Origin of the sequence: Aromatoleum sp. (genome assembly GCF_035254505.1) — a bacterium.
In the GTDB taxonomy this organism is placed as follows: Bacteria; Pseudomonadota; Gammaproteobacteria; order Burkholderiales; family Rhodocyclaceae; genus Aromatoleum.
Window position 1 is genome coordinate 44,779 of record NZ_DATFAO010000033.1, and the last position, 19,023, is coordinate 63,801.

The 19,023-nt window shown below is 65.0% G+C and carries 21 protein-coding genes and 1 other RNA gene; 11 read left to right on the plus strand and 11 right to left on the minus strand.

What is annotated here, in order from left to right:
• Positions 1-52: 52 nt before the first annotated feature.
• From VJ673_RS05460 to VJ673_RS05495, 8 genes are read right to left on the minus strand one after another with little or no spacing between them, the layout of a single operon-like run.
• Positions 53-448, minus strand: coding sequence for a diacylglycerol kinase (locus VJ673_RS05460; protein WP_324125034.1), 396 nt, complete (start codon positions 446-448; stop codon positions 53-55).
• Between the two features lie 22 nt (positions 449-470).
• The gene (locus VJ673_RS05465) at positions 471-1,838 is read right to left on the minus strand and encodes a zinc-ribbon and DUF3426 domain-containing protein (RefSeq protein ID WP_324125035.1); all 1,368 of its coding nucleotides are present in this window, start codon (positions 1,836-1,838) and stop codon (positions 471-473) included.
• Positions 1,838-2,746 carry a 50S ribosomal protein L11 methyltransferase gene (prmA, locus tag VJ673_RS05470; RefSeq protein WP_324125036.1) on the minus strand — a complete coding sequence of 303 codons (909 nt, stop codon included), beginning with the start codon at positions 2,744-2,746 and terminating at the stop codon, positions 1,838-1,840. Before prmA ends, VJ673_RS05465 begins: the two co-directional genes overlap by 1 nt.
• Before the next feature lie 15 nt (positions 2,747-2,761).
• Positions 2,762-4,123: an acetyl-CoA carboxylase biotin carboxylase subunit gene (gene accC / locus VJ673_RS05475; RefSeq protein WP_324125037.1), complete on the minus strand. Its 1,362-nt coding sequence runs from the start codon at positions 4,121-4,123 to the stop codon at positions 2,762-2,764.
• Positions 4,124-4,130: 7 nt separating this feature from the next.
• A complete protein-coding gene (gene accB, locus VJ673_RS05480) occupies positions 4,131-4,574 on the minus strand; it encodes an acetyl-CoA carboxylase biotin carboxyl carrier protein (protein WP_324125038.1) in 444 nt (147 codons plus the stop codon).
• Between the two features lie 52 nt (positions 4,575-4,626).
• The gene (gene aroQ / locus VJ673_RS05485; protein WP_324125039.1) at positions 4,627-5,118 is read right to left on the minus strand and encodes a type II 3-dehydroquinate dehydratase; all 492 of its coding nucleotides are present in this window, start codon (positions 5,116-5,118) and stop codon (positions 4,627-4,629) included.
• A 57-nt stretch (positions 5,119-5,175) separates the two neighbouring features.
• A complete protein-coding gene (locus VJ673_RS05490) occupies positions 5,176-5,721 on the minus strand; it encodes a TlpA family protein disulfide reductase (RefSeq protein ID WP_324125040.1) in 546 nt (181 codons plus the stop codon).
• Positions 5,718-6,275, minus strand: coding sequence for a hypothetical protein (locus VJ673_RS05495; RefSeq protein WP_324125041.1), 558 nt, complete (start codon positions 6,273-6,275; stop codon positions 5,718-5,720). Before VJ673_RS05495 ends, VJ673_RS05490 begins: the two co-directional genes overlap by 4 nt.
• Positions 6,276-6,440: 165 nt before the next feature.
• On the opposite strand from VJ673_RS05495, the gene mpl reads away from it, so the two are divergent.
• Positions 6,441-7,793, plus strand: coding sequence for a UDP-N-acetylmuramate:L-alanyl-gamma-D-glutamyl-meso-diaminopimelate ligase (gene mpl / locus VJ673_RS05500; protein WP_324125042.1), 1,353 nt, complete (start codon positions 6,441-6,443; stop codon positions 7,791-7,793).
• 45 nt (positions 7,794-7,838) lie between these two features.
• Here the strand turns inward: mpl and VJ673_RS05505 are convergent, their stop codons facing one another.
• From VJ673_RS05505 to VJ673_RS05515, 3 genes are all read right to left on the minus strand, one after another.
• Positions 7,839-8,480: a BON domain-containing protein gene (locus VJ673_RS05505; RefSeq protein WP_324125043.1), complete on the minus strand. Its 642-nt coding sequence runs from the start codon at positions 8,478-8,480 to the stop codon at positions 7,839-7,841.
• A complete protein-coding gene (locus VJ673_RS05510; RefSeq protein WP_324125044.1) occupies positions 8,477-9,073 on the minus strand; it encodes a phosphoheptose isomerase in 597 nt (198 codons plus the stop codon). Before VJ673_RS05510 ends, VJ673_RS05505 begins: the two co-directional genes overlap by 4 nt.
• A gap of 152 nt (positions 9,074-9,225) precedes the next feature.
• The gene (locus VJ673_RS05515; RefSeq protein WP_324125061.1) at positions 9,226-9,645 is read right to left on the minus strand and encodes a YraN family protein; all 420 of its coding nucleotides are present in this window, start codon (positions 9,643-9,645) and stop codon (positions 9,226-9,228) included.
• 37 nt (positions 9,646-9,682) lie between these two features.
• Between VJ673_RS05515 and rsmI the strand changes: the two genes are divergently transcribed.
• The 10 genes from rsmI (at position 9,683) to VJ673_RS05565 (ending at position 19,021) form a co-directional block, all read left to right on the plus strand.
• Positions 9,683-10,504 (plus strand): 16S rRNA (cytidine(1402)-2'-O)-methyltransferase, encoded by an 822-nt coding sequence (rsmI, locus tag VJ673_RS05520; RefSeq protein ID WP_324125045.1) that lies wholly within the window; start codon positions 9,683-9,685, stop codon positions 10,502-10,504.
• 41 nt (positions 10,505-10,545) lie between these two features.
• On the plus strand, positions 10,546-11,580 hold the full coding sequence (gene pyrC, locus VJ673_RS05525) for a dihydroorotase (RefSeq protein WP_324125046.1): 1,035 nt from the start codon (positions 10,546-10,548) through the stop codon (positions 11,578-11,580).
• Between the two features lie 14 nt (positions 11,581-11,594).
• Entirely contained in the window at positions 11,595-12,014 is a 420-nt protein-coding gene (locus tag VJ673_RS05530) for a hypothetical protein (protein ID WP_324125047.1), read from the plus strand.
• Between the two features lie 23 nt (positions 12,015-12,037).
• An RNA gene (gene rnpB / locus VJ673_RS05535) (RNase P RNA component class A) lies at positions 12,038-12,420 on the plus strand.
• 309 nt (positions 12,421-12,729) lie between these two features.
• A complete protein-coding gene (gene mraZ, locus VJ673_RS05540) occupies positions 12,730-13,173 on the plus strand; it encodes a division/cell wall cluster transcriptional repressor MraZ (protein WP_015437321.1) in 444 nt (147 codons plus the stop codon).
• Complete coding sequence (gene rsmH, locus VJ673_RS05545) at positions 13,170-14,105, plus strand: 16S rRNA (cytosine(1402)-N(4))-methyltransferase RsmH (protein WP_324125048.1); 936 nt, start codon at positions 13,170-13,172, stop codon at positions 14,103-14,105. Before mraZ ends, rsmH begins: the two co-directional genes overlap by 4 nt.
• Entirely contained in the window at positions 14,102-14,368 is a 267-nt protein-coding gene (ftsL, locus tag VJ673_RS05550) for a cell division protein FtsL (protein WP_324125049.1), read from the plus strand. The genes rsmH and ftsL overlap by 4 nt, the downstream gene beginning before the upstream one ends.
• Positions 14,365-16,119: a peptidoglycan D,D-transpeptidase FtsI family protein gene (locus tag VJ673_RS05555; RefSeq protein ID WP_324125050.1), complete on the plus strand. Its 1,755-nt coding sequence runs from the start codon at positions 14,365-14,367 to the stop codon at positions 16,117-16,119. Before ftsL ends, VJ673_RS05555 begins: the two co-directional genes overlap by 4 nt.
• On the plus strand, positions 16,116-17,627 hold the full coding sequence (locus VJ673_RS05560; protein ID WP_324125051.1) for a UDP-N-acetylmuramoyl-L-alanyl-D-glutamate--2,6-diaminopimelate ligase: 1,512 nt from the start codon (positions 16,116-16,118) through the stop codon (positions 17,625-17,627). Before VJ673_RS05555 ends, VJ673_RS05560 begins: the two co-directional genes overlap by 4 nt.
• Positions 17,621-19,021 carry a UDP-N-acetylmuramoyl-tripeptide--D-alanyl-D-alanine ligase gene (locus tag VJ673_RS05565; protein ID WP_324125052.1) on the plus strand — a complete coding sequence of 467 codons (1,401 nt, stop codon included), beginning with the start codon at positions 17,621-17,623 and terminating at the stop codon, positions 19,019-19,021. Before VJ673_RS05560 ends, VJ673_RS05565 begins: the two co-directional genes overlap by 7 nt.
• The last annotated feature ends 2 nt before the right edge of the window (positions 19,022-19,023 follow it).

Sequence of the window (19,023 nt, forward strand, 5' to 3'; positions counted from 1 at the left end):
TTCCTAGCCTGGGAGCGGCTGCCGCGACGGGCGGCCGCTTCGGATCTTTTCTTCAGCCGAGAATCACTAGGCCCCACGTCGCGGCCACGTTGATCAGCGCGATCAAGACCGCCGCGCTGCCGATATCCTTGGCCCGCTTCGCGAGCAGGTGACGCTCGAGCGACACGCGGTCGACCGTTGCCTCAATGGCCGAGTTGATCAACTCGACGACCATTAGCAGCAGCACGCTGCCGACGAGCAGCGCTTTCCCTGCGCCGCTCGTCGGCACGAAGAAGGCGACCGGAATCAGGATCGCGGCAAGGAAGCATTCCTGGCGGAAGGCGTCTTCATGGCGGAACGCCGCGCTCAGTCCGTCCATCGAATAGCGAAGCGCGTTGAGCACGCGCATGAGGCCCCGCTTGCCCTTGAAGGGGCTTTCGGTGCCGGCCTTGTGAGGCGAAGGTTCCATGGCGATGGTGCCGGGTATCGGGTCAGGGATAGAAGACATAGATGCGATAGCCGGCCGCGCTCAAGCCGGTTGCCTCGAAGGGCAGGTTGATCGTGATTTCACGCCCGGCGGCGAGCCCATGCTCCAAGTCCGCGCCAGGAGCCCACTCCGTAGGCGCGAGCACGCGCCGGGCGAGCGCGCGCTCGCGCGCGTCGGTCAGAGTCAGTTCGAGGTGCGGATAGGCCTGGGCATACTCGGCCCGGTTGCGGATCGTCGCGCTCAGCGTGTAGCGTCCGGGGCGGCCTGGCTCGGATTGCAGGTCGGAGGCGTCGACGCTGACCTGGGCCGCGACCCGGGGAAGCGTGACGGTGCAGTTCAAGCGCGCGCAGGCCGCCTGCAGCGCGGGACGGAGCGCTGGCCAGTCGCGTGCGATCTCGTTGCGGAAAATGTAGGCCGCCTGGGCCGCGAGCGTTCCCGTCAGCACACCCATGCCAAGTCCGAGCAGCCAACGTTTTGTGGCTGACAGGACAGGCGGAGCGTAGTCATCGACCGTGGCCTCCGCTTCGGACTCGGGGGGCTCGTCCTCCCGCTCCTCGTCGGTTTGCCCTGCAAGTCCGCGGATGAGCGCGGTTGGTTCCGCTGCCGGGGAAGCCGATTGCTGGGCGGGGGGCGTTGCGAGCCGAGGCTCCATCCTGTCGAGCGGTTCGCTCGCCCAGAGATGGCGCGAGTTCGGCGGCTCCTCCTGGTCCGCGTCGCGACTCATTTGGGCGGCACCGCTGTCCGGCACAGGTCTTGGTTCCCCATCCTTCCCCGCTGGCTCCGCGACGGGCGGCGCCGAGCCAGGCGCAGGCGGCTCGATGAACTCGATCGGTTCGAGGACGAAGTCGTCGAAGCTCGGAGAAGGCGTTGTTTGCGGCTGCCGGGGAGGGCGCTGAGGTGGAGGCACGCCGCGCCGGCGGAACGGAACCAGCGTCTCCGGGATATCGAAATCCAGATCGGGCGGTGAGGTGGCCTCGGCCAGCTGAGGCTCAGCGATGCGCTCTTCCAGTACAAAAAAATGTTCGCTCGCGTCCTTCGCCGGGGGCGGATTTGGCTCGACCGGGTCCGGGCTGGTCAGGTCCAGGTCCACTCGTCGCGGTGCAATTGCAGGCGCTGCGGACACCGCAGCGGCGGCACGTTCAGGTGCGGATAACTCCGGTTCCTCCGCGGAGGCGGACGGTGCTTCGGGCGCGCGATGCACGGGCTCTGCAGGATGCGCGGGCATCGCGAGCGAGGCTGCGTCCTCCAGCAGGTTTTCAAGCGCGTCGAACGCGTTCAGGCAATGTCCGCATCGGACTTGACCGGCGTGGGTGCGCAACTGCTCGGGCCGGACCCGGAATACTGTCTGGCAGGCCGGGCAGCGCGCAAACATCAGCGGACGCCGCCCGTCTCAGCCGGGCGGAAGCCTTCGAGTCGCACCCAGCCCTCCCGCGTCGCTCCGACGCGCAGTTCGAGGAAGGGGGCGTAAGCCGCGATGACTTGCTCGGTCTGAGTGTCCAGTACGCCTGACAAGGCGATGCGGCCGCCGGGCGCGACACGTGCGGCGAGCGCGGGCGCAAGCACGCACAGCGGATTGGTCAGGATGTTCGCGACGACGACATCGAAGGTGGCGTCGAGCGGCTCGCGCGAATGCTGCAAGCGGAGCGACACGCCGTTGCGATGCGCGTTGTCCTGCGCGGCTTCGAGCGCCTTGTCGTCGATATCGATGCCGAGCACGTCGCCTGCGCCGAGACGCGCCGCCGCGATCCCGAGAATCCCCGAGCCGCAACCGTAGTCCAGCACCTTGGTGCCAGGCTGTACGTTATCGCACAGCCACCCAAGGCACAGCGACGTCGTCGGATGCGAGCCGGTACCGAAGGCCATGCCAGGGTCGAGTTCGATGTTGATCGCGTCCGGGTTCGGCGCCTCGTGCCACGAGGGCACGATCCACATGCGCTCATTAATCTGGATCGGGTCGAACTGGCTTTGCGTGAGCTGGACCCAGTTCTGTTCGGCGACTTCTTCCAGCGTGAACGGCGGCACCGCGTCGAAACCCGCCTCTGCCGCCGCTTGGGCTAGCGCGACTGCGATATCGCCATCGGCATCGAACAATGCCAGCACGCGGCTGTGATCCCACAGTCCGACGGGGAGGTGGCCGGGTTCGCCGAACTGCGGCTTCTCGGCCTCGGTGCCGGCGTCGGCGTCCTCGATGCTGACCGACAGCGCTCCCGCCTCCATCAGGGCGTCGGAGAGCGCCTCTGCCTTGCGGGCTTCAGCCTGCAGCGTGACCGATATCCACATGTCCGTTCCGTTCGATCAGGTCTTCTTCACTTCGTTGCGGTCGGCCAGCTTGTGTTCCAGGTAATGGATGCTGGTGCCACCTTCAATGAAGCGCGCGTCGAGCATCAGTTCCTGATGCAGCGCGATGTTGGTCTTGATGCCTTCGACCGCCATTTCGGATAGTGCGATCCGCATGCGGCGCAGCGCCTGTTCGCGCGTGTCGCCATAGGCGATCAGCTTGCCGATCATCGAATCGTAATGCTGCGGGATCATGTAGCCGTTATAGACGTGCGAATCGACGCGGATGCCGGGCCCACCGGGCACGTGCCAGTTCGTGATGCGCCCCGGGCAGGGCGTGAACTTGAAGGGATCTTCGGCGTTGATACGGCATTCGATCGCATGGCCGCGGAAGGCGATATCTTTCTGACTGAACCACAGCTTCTCGTTGGCGGCGATGCGAATCTGCGCCTGGACGATATCAATGCCGGTGATCAGTTCGGTGACCGGGTGCTCGACCTGCACGCGCGTGTTCATCTCGATGAAGTAGAACTCGCCGTTCTCGAACAGGAACTCGAAGGTGCCCGCGCCGCGGTAGCCGATCTTGCGGCAGGCCTCGGCGCAGCGCTCGCCGACCTTCGCAATCGTCTTGCGGTCGATGCCGGGGGCCGGCGCTTCCTCGATCACCTTCTGGTGTCGGCGCTGCATCGAGCAGTCGCGTTCGCCGAGGTAGACGGCATTCCCGTGCTCGTCGGCGAGCACCTGGATTTCGACGTGGCGAGGGTTCTCGAGGAACTTCTCCATGTACACGACCGGGTTGCCGAAAGCCGCCTGGGCTTCCGCTCGCGTCGTCGCAACTGCATTGAGCAGCGCCGCTTCGGTGTGCACGACGCGCATGCCGCGCCCGCCGCCGCCGCCCGCCGCCTTGATGATTACTGGGTAGCCGATGCCTCGCGCAATCTTGATGATCGCCTTCGGGTCGTCCGGCAGTGCGCCGTCGGAGCCGGGCACGCAGGGAACGCCCGCGGCCTTCATCGCGTCCTTCGCGCTGACCTTGTCGCCCATTAGGCGGATGGTGTCGGGGCGCGGACCGATGAAGACGAATCCCGATTGTTCGACGCGCTCGGCGAAATCGGCGTTTTCGGAGAGGAAGCCGTAGCCGGGGTGGATCGCTTCGGCGTCGGTAACTTCCGCGGCCGAAATGATCGCGGGCACGTTGAGGTAGCTCAGACCGGACGCTGCCGGGCCGATGCAGACAGACTCATCGGCGAGCTTGACGTATTTCGCCTCGGTGTCGGCTTCGGAGTGGACTGCGACCGTGCGGATGCCGAGCTCGCGGCAGGCGCGCAGGACGCGGAGCGCAATTTCGCCCCGGTTTGCGATCAGGATCTTTTCAAACATAGGCGGATCAGCCGATCACAAACAGCGGCTGGCCGTATTCGACGGGCTGGCCGTTCTCGACCAGGATCGCCTTCACGCTACCGGCGAATTCAGACTCGATCTCGTTCATCAGCTTCATCGCTTCGATGATGCACAGGCGGTCGCCGACGGCGACGCTTTGGCCGATATCGACCAGCGGTGCGGCGCCCGGAGCGGTGGCGCGATAGAAGGTGCCGACCATCGGCGACTTCACGACGTGACCTTCGGGCAGTGCGTCGGCTGCGGGAGCGGCGGCAGGCGCGGCGGCCGGGGCGGCAGCCATGGCAGGGGCGGGAGCGAGATACGTGGCGGCGGTGGGGGCCGCGATGTGCTTGGCAATGCGGACCTTCTCTTCGCCTTCGGTCACTTCAAGTTCGGAGATGCCCGATTCCTGGACGAGGTCGATGAGTTTCTTCAGCTTGCGCAGATCCATTGTGGTTCTCCAGACGGCCGGCGCCGCGAGGCGCTGCCAGAGGGTTGTTTATTCAGGTTTTCCGCAGCTGGGTCAGGGCGAATTCGAGAGCGGCCATGTAGCCGTATGCGCCCAGCCCGCAGATCACGCCGCTGGCGCGATCGGAAAAATAGGAGTGATGCCGGAAGGCTTCCCGCGCGTGGATGTTCGACAGATGCACTTCCACGTAGGGAATCGCCACGGCGGCAAGCGCGTCACGCAGCGCAACGCTGGTGTGCGTATAGCCAGCCGGGTTGATGATGATGTAGGCGACGCCTTCTACGGCGGCAGCCTGGACGCGATCGATCAGCTGCCCTTCGTGGTTGCTTTGAAAGCTTTCCACCACCACGCCGTCGGCGCGGCCGCGCGCATCCATTGCGGAATGGACGTCAGCGAGCGTAGTGCGCCCGTAAACCTCGGGTTCACGGGTGCCCAGAAGGTTCAGATTGGGGCCGTGCAAGACCAGGATGCGGGTTTGCGGCGGCGCCGCCGATTCTGAAGATTTGCTGCGTTTTGAGCGCGTCATGTCGGCAAGTTTGCCGCAATTCGCTGCAATTTGTCCAGAAAAAAGGCACTGCAGCGCTTAGGGTCTGTCGAGCAGTGCGCGGATTTTGCCTGCTAGTTCGTCGGCGTTCAAGGTACCTAGCTTCACAAATCGAAGCGTGCCGGCCCGATCGAAGATTGCCGTGAACGGCAATGCGTGTGCTGTGTTGCCCAGCGGAACGGTAAGGTCCACGGTTTCCGGGGAGCCTATCAGTAATGGATATGGTATTTGGGTGATGCTTACAAAATGGCGCACATTTTCGAGGCGATCGATGCTGATGCCGACGAACTGCACCGGCTGGTCGGCGTGGCGCCGGGCGACGTCTGAGAATTCGGGCAGTTCGCGCAGGCAAGGCGGGCACCAGGTCGCCCAGAAATTCACGACAAGCACCTTGCCGCGCCATTGGTCGAGCGCTTGCGGGCGATTGTCGGCGTCCGGCAGGGTCAGGGCCAGGATGGGCGCGCCCTGCTCGGCGGTCACTCCAGACGCGCCATCGGATTGCACGCGATGCTGCGTCCAGTAGCCCGCGAACGCGGAGAGCGCCGCGACGGCCGCGACAAGGAGCGCAGTGCCGGAACGCTTCATTCCTGAGGGACGTTCGCGGTTTGCGCCGCCGCCAGTTCGTCGGCGGCAAGCAAGGCTTCCACGGCCGGGAGGCGAGCGCGTTCGCCATGCCGGCGTGACGTGCGCTCGCCTTGCCCTTCATGGATCGACAGCCGGATGGGTACCTGGTCCCAGTCAAAGCTGAGGATGGCTTCGGGCGTATTGGGTGCCGGCCGACGCGGTTCGCGATGTTCGTAACGGATGTTCTGATTGAGGAAGAAGATCTCGACTTCTTTTGCGCTTTCCGGATGGAGCTCGATGTCGACTTCGGTATAGCGGCCGGCAGTGCCGTCCAACGCGCCGCCGGTCAGGTAGGGGCGGAATTCATCGAGCAGGCGCATGACTTCGACGGCCGCCCTTCGCATTTCGAGCAGGCGCTCGGCCTGCTCCTCGTCCTGGTACAGCGCCTGCCAAGCCCGCAGTTCGGCCTCGATCTCGGCGTTGTTCGGCAGGGCGTCGGCGTCGGTGGCGCCGAGTTGTCGCGCGGCCTTGCGTTTTGCGAAGCCGAAGTCGCTGATGCCGTCTTCGGCCATCATGCGGGCTGCTGCGGCAGCGATCTCGCGCCGCAGGGTTCCTGATCGGGAAGGAGGCGCTCGGAAGGTCATGGTCGCGAGTGCAGCGGACGGTCGATGTAGAATGCCGACCATTCTACACGGGCCGGTTTCAAGCGCATTGCAGCGCGCCGAAGCCCCGGAGTTTTCATGCATATCCATATTCTTGGCATCTGTGGCACCTTCATGGGGGGCATCGCCCAGATCGCGCGCGCGGCGGGACACACGGTCACCGGCTGCGATGCGAACGTCTATCCGCCAATGAGCACGCAGCTCGAACAGTGCGGCATCGCCCTGACTGAAGGTTACGACGCGGCGCAGATCAATCTTGCTCCCGATATGTTCGTGGTCGGTAATGCGATTTCACGCGGCAACCCGCTCCTGGAAGCAATCCTCGATCGCGGCCTGCCCTATGTCTCCGGGCCGCAATGGCTGGCCGAGCAGGTGCTGCAAGGGCGGTGGGTGCTCGCCGTCGCCGGCACGCATGGCAAGACGACGACCACGTCGATGCTGGCCTGGCTGCTCGAGGATGCCGGCCTGAACCCGGGATTCCTCGTCGGTGGCGTGCCCGGCAATTTCGGTGTGTCAGCCCGGCTGACCGATTCGTCGTTCTTCGTCATTGAAGCGGACGAATACGACACCGCATTCTGCGACAAGCGTTCGAAGTTCGTGCATTACCGCCCGCGGACTGCGATCCTCAACAACCTCGAATTCGACCACGCGGACATCTTCGCGGACCTGGCGGCGATCGAAACGCAGTTCCATCATCTCGTGCGGACGATTCCCGCTTCAGGCCGCATCATCGCGAATGCCGGCGAGGAAAGTCTCAAGCGCGTCCTTGGGCGCGGATGCTGGTCCGAGGTGGAGTGGTTCGGCGATGGCGCCGATTGGTCTGTCGACGTCGGCGCGGAGAAGGGGGAGGCGGTTTTCCGGTTGCGCGGTGAGGAGCTGGGGCGCGGACGGATGCCGATGGCCGGCAGCCACAATCGTAGCAATGCTCTCGCTGCGATCGCTGCGGCCCGTCACGTTGGTATCACGCCGGCGCAATCGATCGCGACTCTCGCCCGATTCGAGGGCATCAAGCGTCGGATGGAGCTGCGCGGGGAAGTCGGCGGCGTGTCGGTGTACGACGATTTCGCCCATCATCCGACCGCGATTGCCTTGACCATCGAGGGGCTGCGCCGGCGCGAAGCGGACGGGCGAATTCTCGCTGTGCTCGAGCCGCGGTCGAACACAATGAAGCTCGGCGTCATGAAGGATCGCCTGCCGGAGAGCCTGGCGCTTGCGGATCGGGTGTTCTGTTACACGAATGGGCTCGGCTGGGATGCCGCATCGGCACTGGCGCCGCTGGGCGAGCGGGCAACTACCTATGAGGCGCTCGATGCGCTCATCGCTGACGTGGCGGCGGACGCGCGCCCGGGCGACCATGTGCTCGTGATGAGCAACGGCGGCTTTGGCGGTGTGCACGAGAAGCTGCTCGCTGCCTTGCGTCAGCTCTGCTGACGACAACCGGCGCGGTTCGCGGCGTGCCGCGAACCGCGCCGCCGTTTACTGCTGCTTGTCCGACACCCCGTCGAGTTGGCGGGCCTGCTGGTCGGTGATGTATTCGAACGCTCGCACCACCTTACGCACGCCGTCGGTCCGGCGCGCGAGTTCGCTTGCAGCGTCGGCCTCGCGGCGCGTCACGAGGCCCAGCAGATAGACCGTGCCTGCCTCGGTCACGACCTTGACGCGATGGGCGCTGAACTGGTCCGCATCGACGAAGCGCGCTTTCACCTTCGAGGTGAGGAGCGAGTCGTTGCCGCGCGAGGTGAGCGAAGAAATGCCGGCGACCTGGATTTCATTGATCACGCCCTTCACGTTGTTGATGCCGCCTGCAACGCGTTCGGCTTCCGCGCGGTGGGCTTCGGTCGGCGCTTCGCCGGTCAGGAGTACGTTGCGGTTATAGGCGGTGACGTTGATATGTACCGCGTCGCCCAGGCGATCCTTGAGTGCGCTGTTGGCGCGCCACTCGATCCCTTCGTCCTCGATGTAGGTGCCCGAGGTGCGCCGGTCGGAGGCGATCACGGCCCCCGCCCCGACGCCGCCGGCGACGAGGGGTATGCAGCCCTGCAGCAGCGGTAGCGTGGTTGCCGCTGCGAGGGCCAGGATGAGCGCGCGGTTGCGGATCAGGGCTTGTTTTTGATTCATTCGTCTTCAACTCCGAGTAGCAGGCAATCGATGCCGTCGCACAGGCAATGCAGCACCAGCAGATGGACTTCCTGGATGCGGGCGGTGCGGTCCGATGGCACGCATAGGTGGATATCGTGGTCCGTGAGCATTTCGCCGATCTGACCTCCGCCCTTGCCGGTCAGTGCGATGACGCGCATCTCGCGTTCGTGGGCGGCTTCGATGGCGGTAATCACATTGGGGGAATTGCCGCTCGTCGAAATCGCGAGCAATACGTCGCCCGGCTGGCCCAGCGCGCGCACCTGCTTCGAGAAGACCTGGGTGTAGTCGTAGTCGTTCGCGATCGACGTCAGCGTGGAAGTGTCGGTCGTCAAGGCAATGGCGGCGAGCGGCGGGCGCTCCATCTCGAAGCGATTGACGAGTTCGGCCGCGAAATGCTGCGCATCGGCTGCCGAGCCGCCGTTGCCGCAGGACAGGATCTTGCCGTTGTTGAGCAGGCTGCCGGTCACGATCTCGACGGCGCCGGCGATCGGCGCGGCGAGCGCTTCCAGGGCGTCGAGCTTGGTTCGCGCGCTGTCTTCGAATTGTCGGGAGATGCGGTGAATCAGGTCCATGATGGGCCCTCGGGGCACTTCGATCGGGGGCAAGAGTCTAGCATGTGTGCCAAGGCTCGAAGTTTGCCCCCACGCGTGTCGCGCCGGGGACTGCGGCAGTGACCGGGAGTGTGCATCGGTCGCGTTTGCCGGTCACGCTCGCTTACAGTCGGTTACGCGCAGTAGGCGTCGAACGCGCCGCGAATCCAGTCAATGTCATCCACATCGAGATTCTTCAGCAGGACCGCATCGAAGCGACAGGGGCGTTCGGCATAGCGTCGGCCCGCTCCATAGAGCCACCAGCGTGCCGCCAGTTCGATTCTTCGGCGCTTCGTTGTCGTGATGCTCGCGGCGGCACCGCCGAAACGCGGGTTCGTGCGCAGGCGCACCTCGACAAAGACAACCACGCCGCGGTCGAAGCAGATCAGATCGACCTCTCCGCCGCGACAGCGCACATTGCGGGCAATGGTCGTTACCCCGCGGGACGACAGGAAGCGTTCGGCCAGCAGTTCGGCTGCCTTGCCGCGCGCTTGCTTCGCGCCCCGCGCGGGGTCGACAATGCCTGCCCTCGTATTGCCTTTCTCTTCTCTCATGGCCGCCAGTCCTTCCCCTCTTTCAAGTACGCCGTCATTGTATGTGGTGGCCACGCCGCTGGGAAACCTGCAGGACATTACGCTGCGCGCGCAGGCGGTCCTCGCTTCCGTGGAGGTGATCGCCGCCGAGGACACGCGCCACAGCCAGCGGCTGCTCGATGCGCTCGGCATTCGCTCGCGGCTGATCGCGCTGCACGAGCACAACGAGCAGGCGGCGGTCGGCCAGGTGATTCGGATGCTGGAAGCCGGTCAGCACGTCGCGCTGATCAGCGACGCCGGGACGCCGGCCGTGTCCGATCCGGGTGCCCGTGCGGTGGCTCGGGTGCGGGAGGCGGGTTTCCCGGTCGTGCCGGTGCCCGGTGCTTGCGCGGCCATCACGGCCCTGTCGGCCGCCGGTTTCGTCGACAACGGATTCCACTTCGTCGGCTTCCTGCCCGCACGCCAGGCCGCGCGCAAGGCGGGGATCGAATCCTTGCGCGCGCAGCCGGTGCCGCTCGTATTCTATGAATCGCCCCATCGTATTGCCGAGTGCGTGGCCGACCTGGCGGACGTGCTCGAACCGCAGCGCGAGATCGTCATCGCGCGCGAACTGACGAAGATGTACGAGCAGATCGTACGCATGCCCCTCCCCGATGCCGCGGCCTGGCTGGCGGGAGATGCCAATCGCGCGCGCGGGGAATTCGTCCTGATCGTGTCGGCGGCTCCGGCGGCCGAGGGGATCGGGGCGGAGGCCGAGCGCGTGCTCGCACTGCTGCTCGCCGAGTTGCCCGTCAAGAGTGCGGCGCGGCTGGCGTCAGAAATCACGGGCGCCTCGCGCAACGCCCTCTACGCGCGCGCCCTAGAACTCAAGGGCGACTGAAGCGCGCCTATAATTGTGCACTCCCAAGAAACGGACTGGTCATGCAAACGCTTTCCCTGATTCGCCCCGACGACTGGCATCTGCACGTGCGCGACGGCGACGCCCTCGCCACCGTGGTTCCGCACACTGCACAACGCTTCGCTCGGGCGCTGATCATGCCCAATCTGCGGCCGCCAGTGACGACCACCGCGCAAGCCCTTGAATACCGCGCGCGGATCAATGCAGCTGTTCCCCCGGGCTTGAAGTTCGAGCCACTGATGAGTCTGTATCTCACCGACAACACCGCGCCGGACGAAATCGATCGCGCCAGGGCGAGCGGTGCCGTCGTCGCGGTCAAGCTCTACCCGGCGGGCGCGACCACCAATTCAGACGCCGGCGTGACGGCCATCGACAAGGTCTATCCCGTCCTTGAGCGCATGGAGCAGCTCGGCATGGTGCTGTGCGTCCATGGCGAAGTGACGCATGGCGACGTCGATGTCTTCGATCGCGAACAAGTCTTCATCGATCGCGTGCTCGCGCCGATGGTCGCCCGGTTCCCGGGCCTGCACGTGGTCTTCGAGCACATCACGACGTCCGACGCGGTGCAGTTCGTCGCGAGTACAGGAGCCAACGTGGGCGCGACGGTGACCGCGCATCACCTGCTGCTCAACCGCAACGCGATCTTCGCGGGCGGCATTCGGCCGCATCACTATTGCCTGCCGGTGCTCAAGCGCGAAACGCATCGCCGTGCGCTCGTCGAAGCGGTCACGAGCGGCAGCGCCAAGTATTTCCTCGGTACCGACTCCGCGCCGCATGCCAAATCGACGAAGGAGGCCGCTTGTGGATGTGCCGGGTGCTATACGGCCCATGCCGGGATCGAGCTCTACGCCGAAGCCTTCGAGCAGGCGGGCGCCCTCGATCGCCTCGAAGCGTTCGCGAGCCTGAACGGCCCCGCGTTCTACGGACTGCCCGCGAACCAGGACCGGATCACGCTCGTGAAGGACGAGTGGACGGTGCCATCCGCATACGGGTATCTTGGCGACGATCCCCTCGTGCCCTTGCGCGCCGGCGAATCGATTGCCTGGCGCCTGCTCTGACAGGACTGCAACTTATGCTGCCGACTTCCCTGCGGAATCTGTGTGCGGTGCTCGCGCTGACGCCGATGCTGATGGCGTGCGAGAACGGTGCTACCGCCTATATGATCGAAGGGAGTCAGCACGCCCTGATTCTCGTGCGCGAGCAGCCTTATTTCTGGGACAAGACGGTAAACCAGGCGCTGATCCCCTCGCGCCTGCCGAATTGCCAGCGCCGCGTCGCGATTCACCCGGACCGGACCGACCTGACGCCCGTGGAAGTATTCGAGGCTGGGGATCGACTGTGGGGCGTGCATCAGGGTAAGTACTGGTACCTCGTCAGCACCGAAAAGTGTGCTGTCCAGGACTGGGACAACGCGGGCGCTGCACCGGGCCCTCTGGTCGGCACCTTCCGCCAGAAGGACGGCACGATCGCTTTTGTTCCGGCGGGACAATGAGCGCTCGCGTATAATCGCCGCGGGAAGTTCGCCAGGCAGTCGCTGCGTACCTCGTGTGCGTGGAGGAAAGTCCGGGCCCCGCAGAGCAGGATGCCGGCTAACGGCCGGGCGCCGTAAGGCGACGGAAAGTGCAACAGAAAGGATACCGCCGATGGCCTGCGCAAGCAGGTACAGGTAAGGGTGAAATGGTGGGGTAAGAGCCCACCGCAGGACTGGTGACAGGACTGGCGCGGTAAACCCCATCCGGGGCAAGGCCAAATAGGGGAGCAATGGCGTGGCTCGCGCTGCTCCCGGGTAGGCTGCTAGAGCGCCGTGGCAACACGGCCCCCAGAGGAATGACTGCCCGGCGGTCGCGGTTCGCTCCGTGGCCGTTCGACAGAACCCGGCTTATCGGCGAACTTCCCAATTTGCCGCGCTGAAACTCCGGCGAAATAACTTTCTCCCCTTTTCGACCCGGTTTTCCCACCGTTCCCCACCCTGGGGCGCGGCACTGGGCATTTCTGCCCAAAAATCTCATGAACTTGCGCTATCTGCCTTGATTTTTCAGGCTTTCTCGTCTCTCGTTCTCAAGCCATAAGTCATTGTGCTGCAACGGAAAAATCCGTTTCGTCAGCTTGACCCGGTTTTACCTTTGCTCTAAAGTGGGAGTTGGTGGTGAAAAGTGGGTCAAAGTGTTATTCAGATACACTTTGGTCATGAAAAATCAGGGGGGTTGATGTTCCAGGGAGCCTCTGCGCTCAGTCTCGATGCGAAAGGACGCCTAGCGGTCCCGGCGCGGCATCGTGACGCCCTCGTTCCCGATGGGGCTCCCCTCGTGATTACCGCCCATCCGCACAAGTGCCTGCTCGTCTATCCGAAGACGGCCTGGGATCCCATTCGAGACAAGGTTTCGGCGATGCCGGGGCTCGACATGCAGACGGCCGGCCTCAAGCGTCTGCTGATCGGTTATGCGCAAGAGGAAGAGCTGGATTCGGCCGGGCGGGTGCTGATTGCGCCGACTTCGCGCCAGTGGGCCGGGCTCGAGAAGCAGGTCTGGTTGGTCGGGCAGGGTACCCATTTCGAGCTGTGGTCCGATGCGGGCTGGCAGAAGCAGCAGGAAGCCATGTTGGCGCTCGCCAGCGGTCCGCTCCCGGCCGGATTCGAGAGCCTGGCGCTGTGAGTGACGCGAACGGGCACGTCACGGTGCTCCTCTCCGAAGCGATCGACGCGCTGGCCGTGCGCGCCGATGGCGTCTACGTGGACGGCACCTTCGGACGCGGCGGCCACAGCCGCGCAATCCTTTCCAAGCTGGGTAGCCAGGGGCGCTTGATCGCATTCGATCGCGACCCGATGGCCATCCAGGCAGGGCAGGCGCTCACGGATCCCCGATTCGTGCTCGTGCATGCCCCTTTCAGCGCTCTCGGCGAGGAACTCGACCGGTTGGGCATCGAGCACGTCGATGGCGTGCTGCTCGATCTCGGCGTCTCCTCGCCTCAATTCGACGAGCCGACGCGGGGCATGAGCTTCCGCTTCGACGCACCCCTCGATATGCGCATGGACACGACTCGCGGACAGACGGTCGCCGAATGGCTGGCCGAGGCCTCTGTCGCGGAAATCACGGAGGTACTCAGGGATTATGGGGAAGAACGGTTTGCTTATGCGATTGCAAAGGCGATTGCAGCTGCTCGGGCAGGGGGGGCTATTGCAACCACTGGACAGCTTGCCGCGATCGTGGAAAAAACGGTCCGTACACGCGAGCCGGGGCAGCACCCGGCGACGCGTAGCTTCCAGGCTCTACGGATTTTCATCAATCGGGAACTCGAAGAGCTGTCGCTGATCCTGCCCGAAGCCGTGCGTCGACTCAAGCCGCACGGACGGCTTGTGGTGATCAGTTTCCATTCCCTCGAAGACCGCATCGTCAAGCGCTTCATGCGCGACGAATCGCGTCCGCCCCAATTGCCGCCCCGTCTGCCCGTACGCGCTGCCGATCTGCCGAAGCCGCGGCTCGCCCTATTGGGCAAGTCGCAGCGTCCCGGCAGCGCCGAAGTTGCGGCCAATCCCCGCGCGCGCAGTGCCGTGATGCGCGTCGCTGAACGTACGGAGGCGGCATGATCCGCGTGGATGCCTTTCTCGTGGCGATCGCCGTCGCCAGCGCCCTCGGCGTGGTGGGGTCGCAGCACCAAGCTCGCAAGCTGTACGCGGAGCTGGAGCGCGAACAGACACGGATGCATGGTCTTGAAGTGGAGTGGGATCAGTTGCAGCTTGAACAGAGCACTTGGGCGGCCCATGCCCGCGTCGAAAAAATCGCTCGCGAGCGCCTTGGCATGCGCGTGCCGCCGTCCGGACAGCTTTTCTCGGTGGAGGTGGCGCAATGACCAAGCGGCGCCCGGTAACATTCAACCATAACCCCTTGCTGAAGAACGGCCTGCCTGGGTGGCGAGTCCGTGTCGTGATGCTCGGCCTGATGTGCGGCTCGCTCGCGCTCACCGGGCGTGCGGCCTACCTGCAAGGCGTGAACAACGACTTTTTGCAGGCGAAGGGTGAGTCGCGCTACGCGCGCGTGATCGAGGCGCCCGCTACGCGCGGACGCGTCACCGACCGCAACGGCGACATGCTCGCGGTCAGTACGCCGGTGCGCTCGATCTGGGCGATCCCGTCTGACGCGCAGCTTTCGCCTGCGGACATGCGCAAACTCGCGGCGCTCCTGGAAATCGACGTGCAGGAGCTGGATCGCCGCCTCGGTTCGGGTCGCGAATTCGTCTATCTCAAGCGCCAGCTGTCGCCCGAACTCGCGCAGCAGATCGCCGACCTCAAGCTGCCCGGCATCCACCAGCAACAGGAATTCCGTCGCTACTATCCGGGCGGTGAGGTGATGGCCCACGTGCTGGGTTTCACCGGCGTCGATGACAAGGGGCAGGAAGGGGTCGAGCTCGCCTTCGAGAATTCGCTGGCTGGAAAACCCGGTGTCCGACGCGTGATCCGCGACCGCCGCGGGCAAGTCGTCGATGACGTCGAATGGGTGCGCTCGCCGCGTGACGGCGAGGATCTCGCGCTGTCGGTCGACTCGAAGATCCAGTACATCGCCTACAGCGCGTTGCGCCAAGCGATGACGACCCACAAGGCGAAGGCCGGCGCCTCGGTCGTGCTCGATGCACGCACGGGCGAGATTCTGGCGCTCGTCAATGCGCCCACGTACAACCCGAACAATCGCACCGACCTGAGCGGCGCGCAGCTGCGCAACCGGGTCTTCACCGACACCTTCGAGCCCGGCTCGACGATGAAGCCCTTTACGATCGCGCTCGCGCTCGAGCGTGGAAAAGTGCGGCCCGGTAGCATGGTCGACACCGGTGCGGGCCGGATCACGATCGGCAAGGCGACGATCTCCGACTCGCATCATAACGGCATGCTTTCGGTGGCGCAGGTCATCCAGAAGTCGTCGAACGTCGGCACTGTCAAGATTGCGATGAATTTCCAGCCCGAGGAAATGTGGCGGAACTTCGATGCGCTCGGTTTCGGCAAGCCGCTGAGTCTGGGTTTTCCCGGCGAGGCAGGCGGGCGGCTGCGGCCGGCGCATACGTGGAAGCCGGTCGAGCAGGCGACGATGTCCTTCGGCCACGGGATCTCGGTGAGCCTCATCCAGCTGGCGCACGCATACCTCGTATTTGCGCGCGACGGCGAAATGGTGCCGCTGTCGCTGCGCAAGCTCGACGGTCCTCCGGCTGGGGGCAAGCGCGTGTTCTCGTCGGAAACAGTCCACGAGATGCGCGCGATGCTCGAGATGGTGGTCAGTCCGGGCGGGACAGCGCCGCGGGCCCAGATCTCGGGCTACCGCGTGGCCGGCAAGACCGGAACGGCCCACAAGCTCGAAGGCGGCCATTACGCGAACAAATATGTTTCATCGTTTGTCGGCATGGTGCCCGCGTCCGATCCGCGGATAATCGTGGCCGTGATGATCGATGAACCCTCCGCCGGCCAGTATTACGGCGGTACCGTTGCCGCTCCCGTGTTTGCCCAGATTGCCGAAGGCGCGCTGCGCACGCTCGGCGTGCCGCCCGACGCGCCGCTGGTACCACTGCAACTCGCCCAGAAGGCCGGCGACCCGCCCCCTGTGAAGGAGAGCATGTGAGCGCTGCTCAGGCCCTGAATATCCTGGAGCGTCTGCACGAGGCAGGCGTCAACCCCGGCGGTATCACTGCCGACTCCCGTCGTGTCGAACCCGGTCATGTCTTTGCGGCGTGGCCGGGGTTCAAGACAGACGGGCGCAAGTTCATGGGCGCTGCCGTCGCGCGAGGGGCTTCCGCAGTGTTGTGGGACGATGTCGACGGCTATCGTCCGGAGGCGGTCGCCGTGCCCACGATGGCCGTCGCGGGCCTGCGCCAACTCGGCGGCTACCTTGCTGACGCCATCTACCGGCATCCGTCGCAGAAGCTCTGGGTGGCTGGCGTCACCGGCACGAATGGAAAGACGACCGTGACGCAGTGGTTGGCGCGTGCGATCGGGCACTTCGACGAGCGTTGCGGTGTCATCGGCACGCTCGGTAACGGGTTTCCGGGGCAGCTCGCGAACACGATCAATACGACCCCCGACGCGCTCGAATTGCATCGCCTTCTCGCGGAATTCGTCGCAACCGACGCCGCTGCCGCGGTGATGGAGGTCTCGTCAATCGGGCTCGATCAGGAACGCCTGAATGGCGTCGCCTTCGACGTGGCGGTCTTCACCAACCTGACGCGCGATCACCTCGATTACCACGGTAGCATGGACAGTTATGCCGCCGCGAAGGCCCGGCTGTTCGACCTTCCGGGCGTTTCCACGGCGGTGATCAATCTCGACGACAGCTTCGGTCTCAGCCAGGCGCGCCGCCTCGTTGCGCAAGGGATGCCGGTCATCGGTTACACGCGCGTCGCGATCAACGCCGCCGCCGTGCCCGGTGCCCGAGTGCTCCTCGCTGAGAACGTGCAGAGCTCGCCGGCCGGCCTGCGCTTCACGCTGGAGTGGGACGGCACACGTTCGGACGTCCAGGTCCGCCTCGTCGCACCTTTCAATGTTTCGAATCTGATGGCTGTATCCGGCGCGCTGTTGGCGCGTGGACATGCGCTCGAAGACGTGCTTCAGGTGATTTCGCGGCTGACTCCGCCGGAAGGTCGCATGCAACTCGTCGGCGGTGTCGCGGAACCGCTGATCGTGGTCGACTACGCGCATTCGCCCGATGCGCTTGCGAAAGTGCTGGAGTCGGTCAGCGGTACCGCGCGCGCCCGCGGCGGACGGCTGGTCTGCGTGTTCGGCTGTGGCGGCGATCGCGATGCCGGCAAGCGTCCGATCATGGGTGAGGTCGCGCGCCAGCTGGCCGATCGCATCATCATCACCAGCGACAACCCCCGCAGCGAGGATCCCGAGAAGATCATCGATGCGATCGTCAACGGCGCCGGAGCGAATGCAGAGCGTGTTACCGACCGCGCGCAAGCAATCCGGATTGCCATCGACGAGGCCGCGGCGGACGACGTCATCGTGCTCGCGGGCAAGGGCCATGAGCCCTATCAGGAGATTCTTGGGGTACGCATGCCATTCTCGGATGTCGAACAGGCGCGCGCCGCGCTGATGGAGTGGAACCGGAAGATGGGGCGGGGTGCATGCTGACCCTGCAGGAAGTTGCTCAGGCCCTCGATCTGCGGGCGACGAACGAGGCGCGCTTCGACTGCGTCGGCACCGATAGCCGCTGCATCCGCACGGGACAACTCTTCGTCGCATTGCGCGGCGAGCGCTTCGACGGTCACGATTTCGTCGCTCAGGCAGGCGAGCAAGGCGCGGTGGCGGCCCTCGTCGATGCCGCTTGGGCCGCGGAGCACAGCGATATCGAGCTGCCCCTCCTGGTCGCCGACGACACGCGGGCCGCGCTCGGAGCATTGGCGGCATTGTGGCGCCGGCGGTTCGAGATCCCGCTGATCGGCGTCACGGGGAGCAACGGCAAGACGACGGTCAAGGAAATGTGCGCGGCGATCATGCGCGCGCAGGCTCGTTCCGATGGACGCGGGGCCGGTGCCGTGCTCGCGACCTCGGGTAACCTGAACAACGATATCGGGCTTCCGCTGACGCTGCTCGAACTGCGCGACGGGCATTGCGCCGCGATCATCGAGATGGGCATGAACCATCCCGGCGAGATAGCCTATCTGACAGATATTGCCCGGCCCACCGTTGCCATCGTGACGAACGCGCAGCGGGCGCATCTGATGGGAATGGGGTCGCTCGTCGAAATTGCGCAGGAAAAGGGTGCGATCTACTCGGGGCTGGCCGAAGAAGGTGTCGCCGTCGTCAACGCCGACGACCCTCATGCGGCCTACTGGAATGATCTCAATGCCGGTCGCCGCGTGATGAGTTTCGGCATGGACCATCCCGCCGACGTGACGGTGCGCTGCACCCAGCATGGCTTCGGTTCCGCGCTCGAGCTGGTTACGCCGCGCAATACGGTCAAGATCGAGCTTCCGGTTCCGGGCGTCCATAACGTTCGCAACGCCGCGGGTGCCGCCGCCGCCTGTCTGGCCGCCGGTGCAACGCTGGAGGCCGTCGTCGAGGGGCTCGAAGGTTTCAGCGGTGCGCCCGGGCGGCTGCAACGTCGCCCGGGGCTCGGCGGCGCGGTGATTCTCGACGACACCTACAACGCCAATCCGGATTCAATGCGTGCGGCGATCGACGTTCTCGCCTCGACCGCTGGCCACACGGTGCTCGTGCTCGGAGATATGGGCGAAATCGGCCAGACCAGCGCGCAGCTGCATGACGAAATCGGCGGCTACGCGAAGAGCAAGGGGATCGATAGCTTGTACGCGCTGGGCGAGATGAGCGCCGTTGCCACTCACAACTTCGGAGATGGCGCGCATCATTTCGACTCTCCGGAGGCTCTGGTTGCGGCTCTCAAAGGACAACTCGACGCGCAGACGGTGGTGCTGGTCAAAGGATCCCGGTTCATGCGGATGGAACGGGTGGCGAATGCGCTTGCGGCGGTGCACAATGGCGCCCCGTCACAGGAGTCTCATTAAGT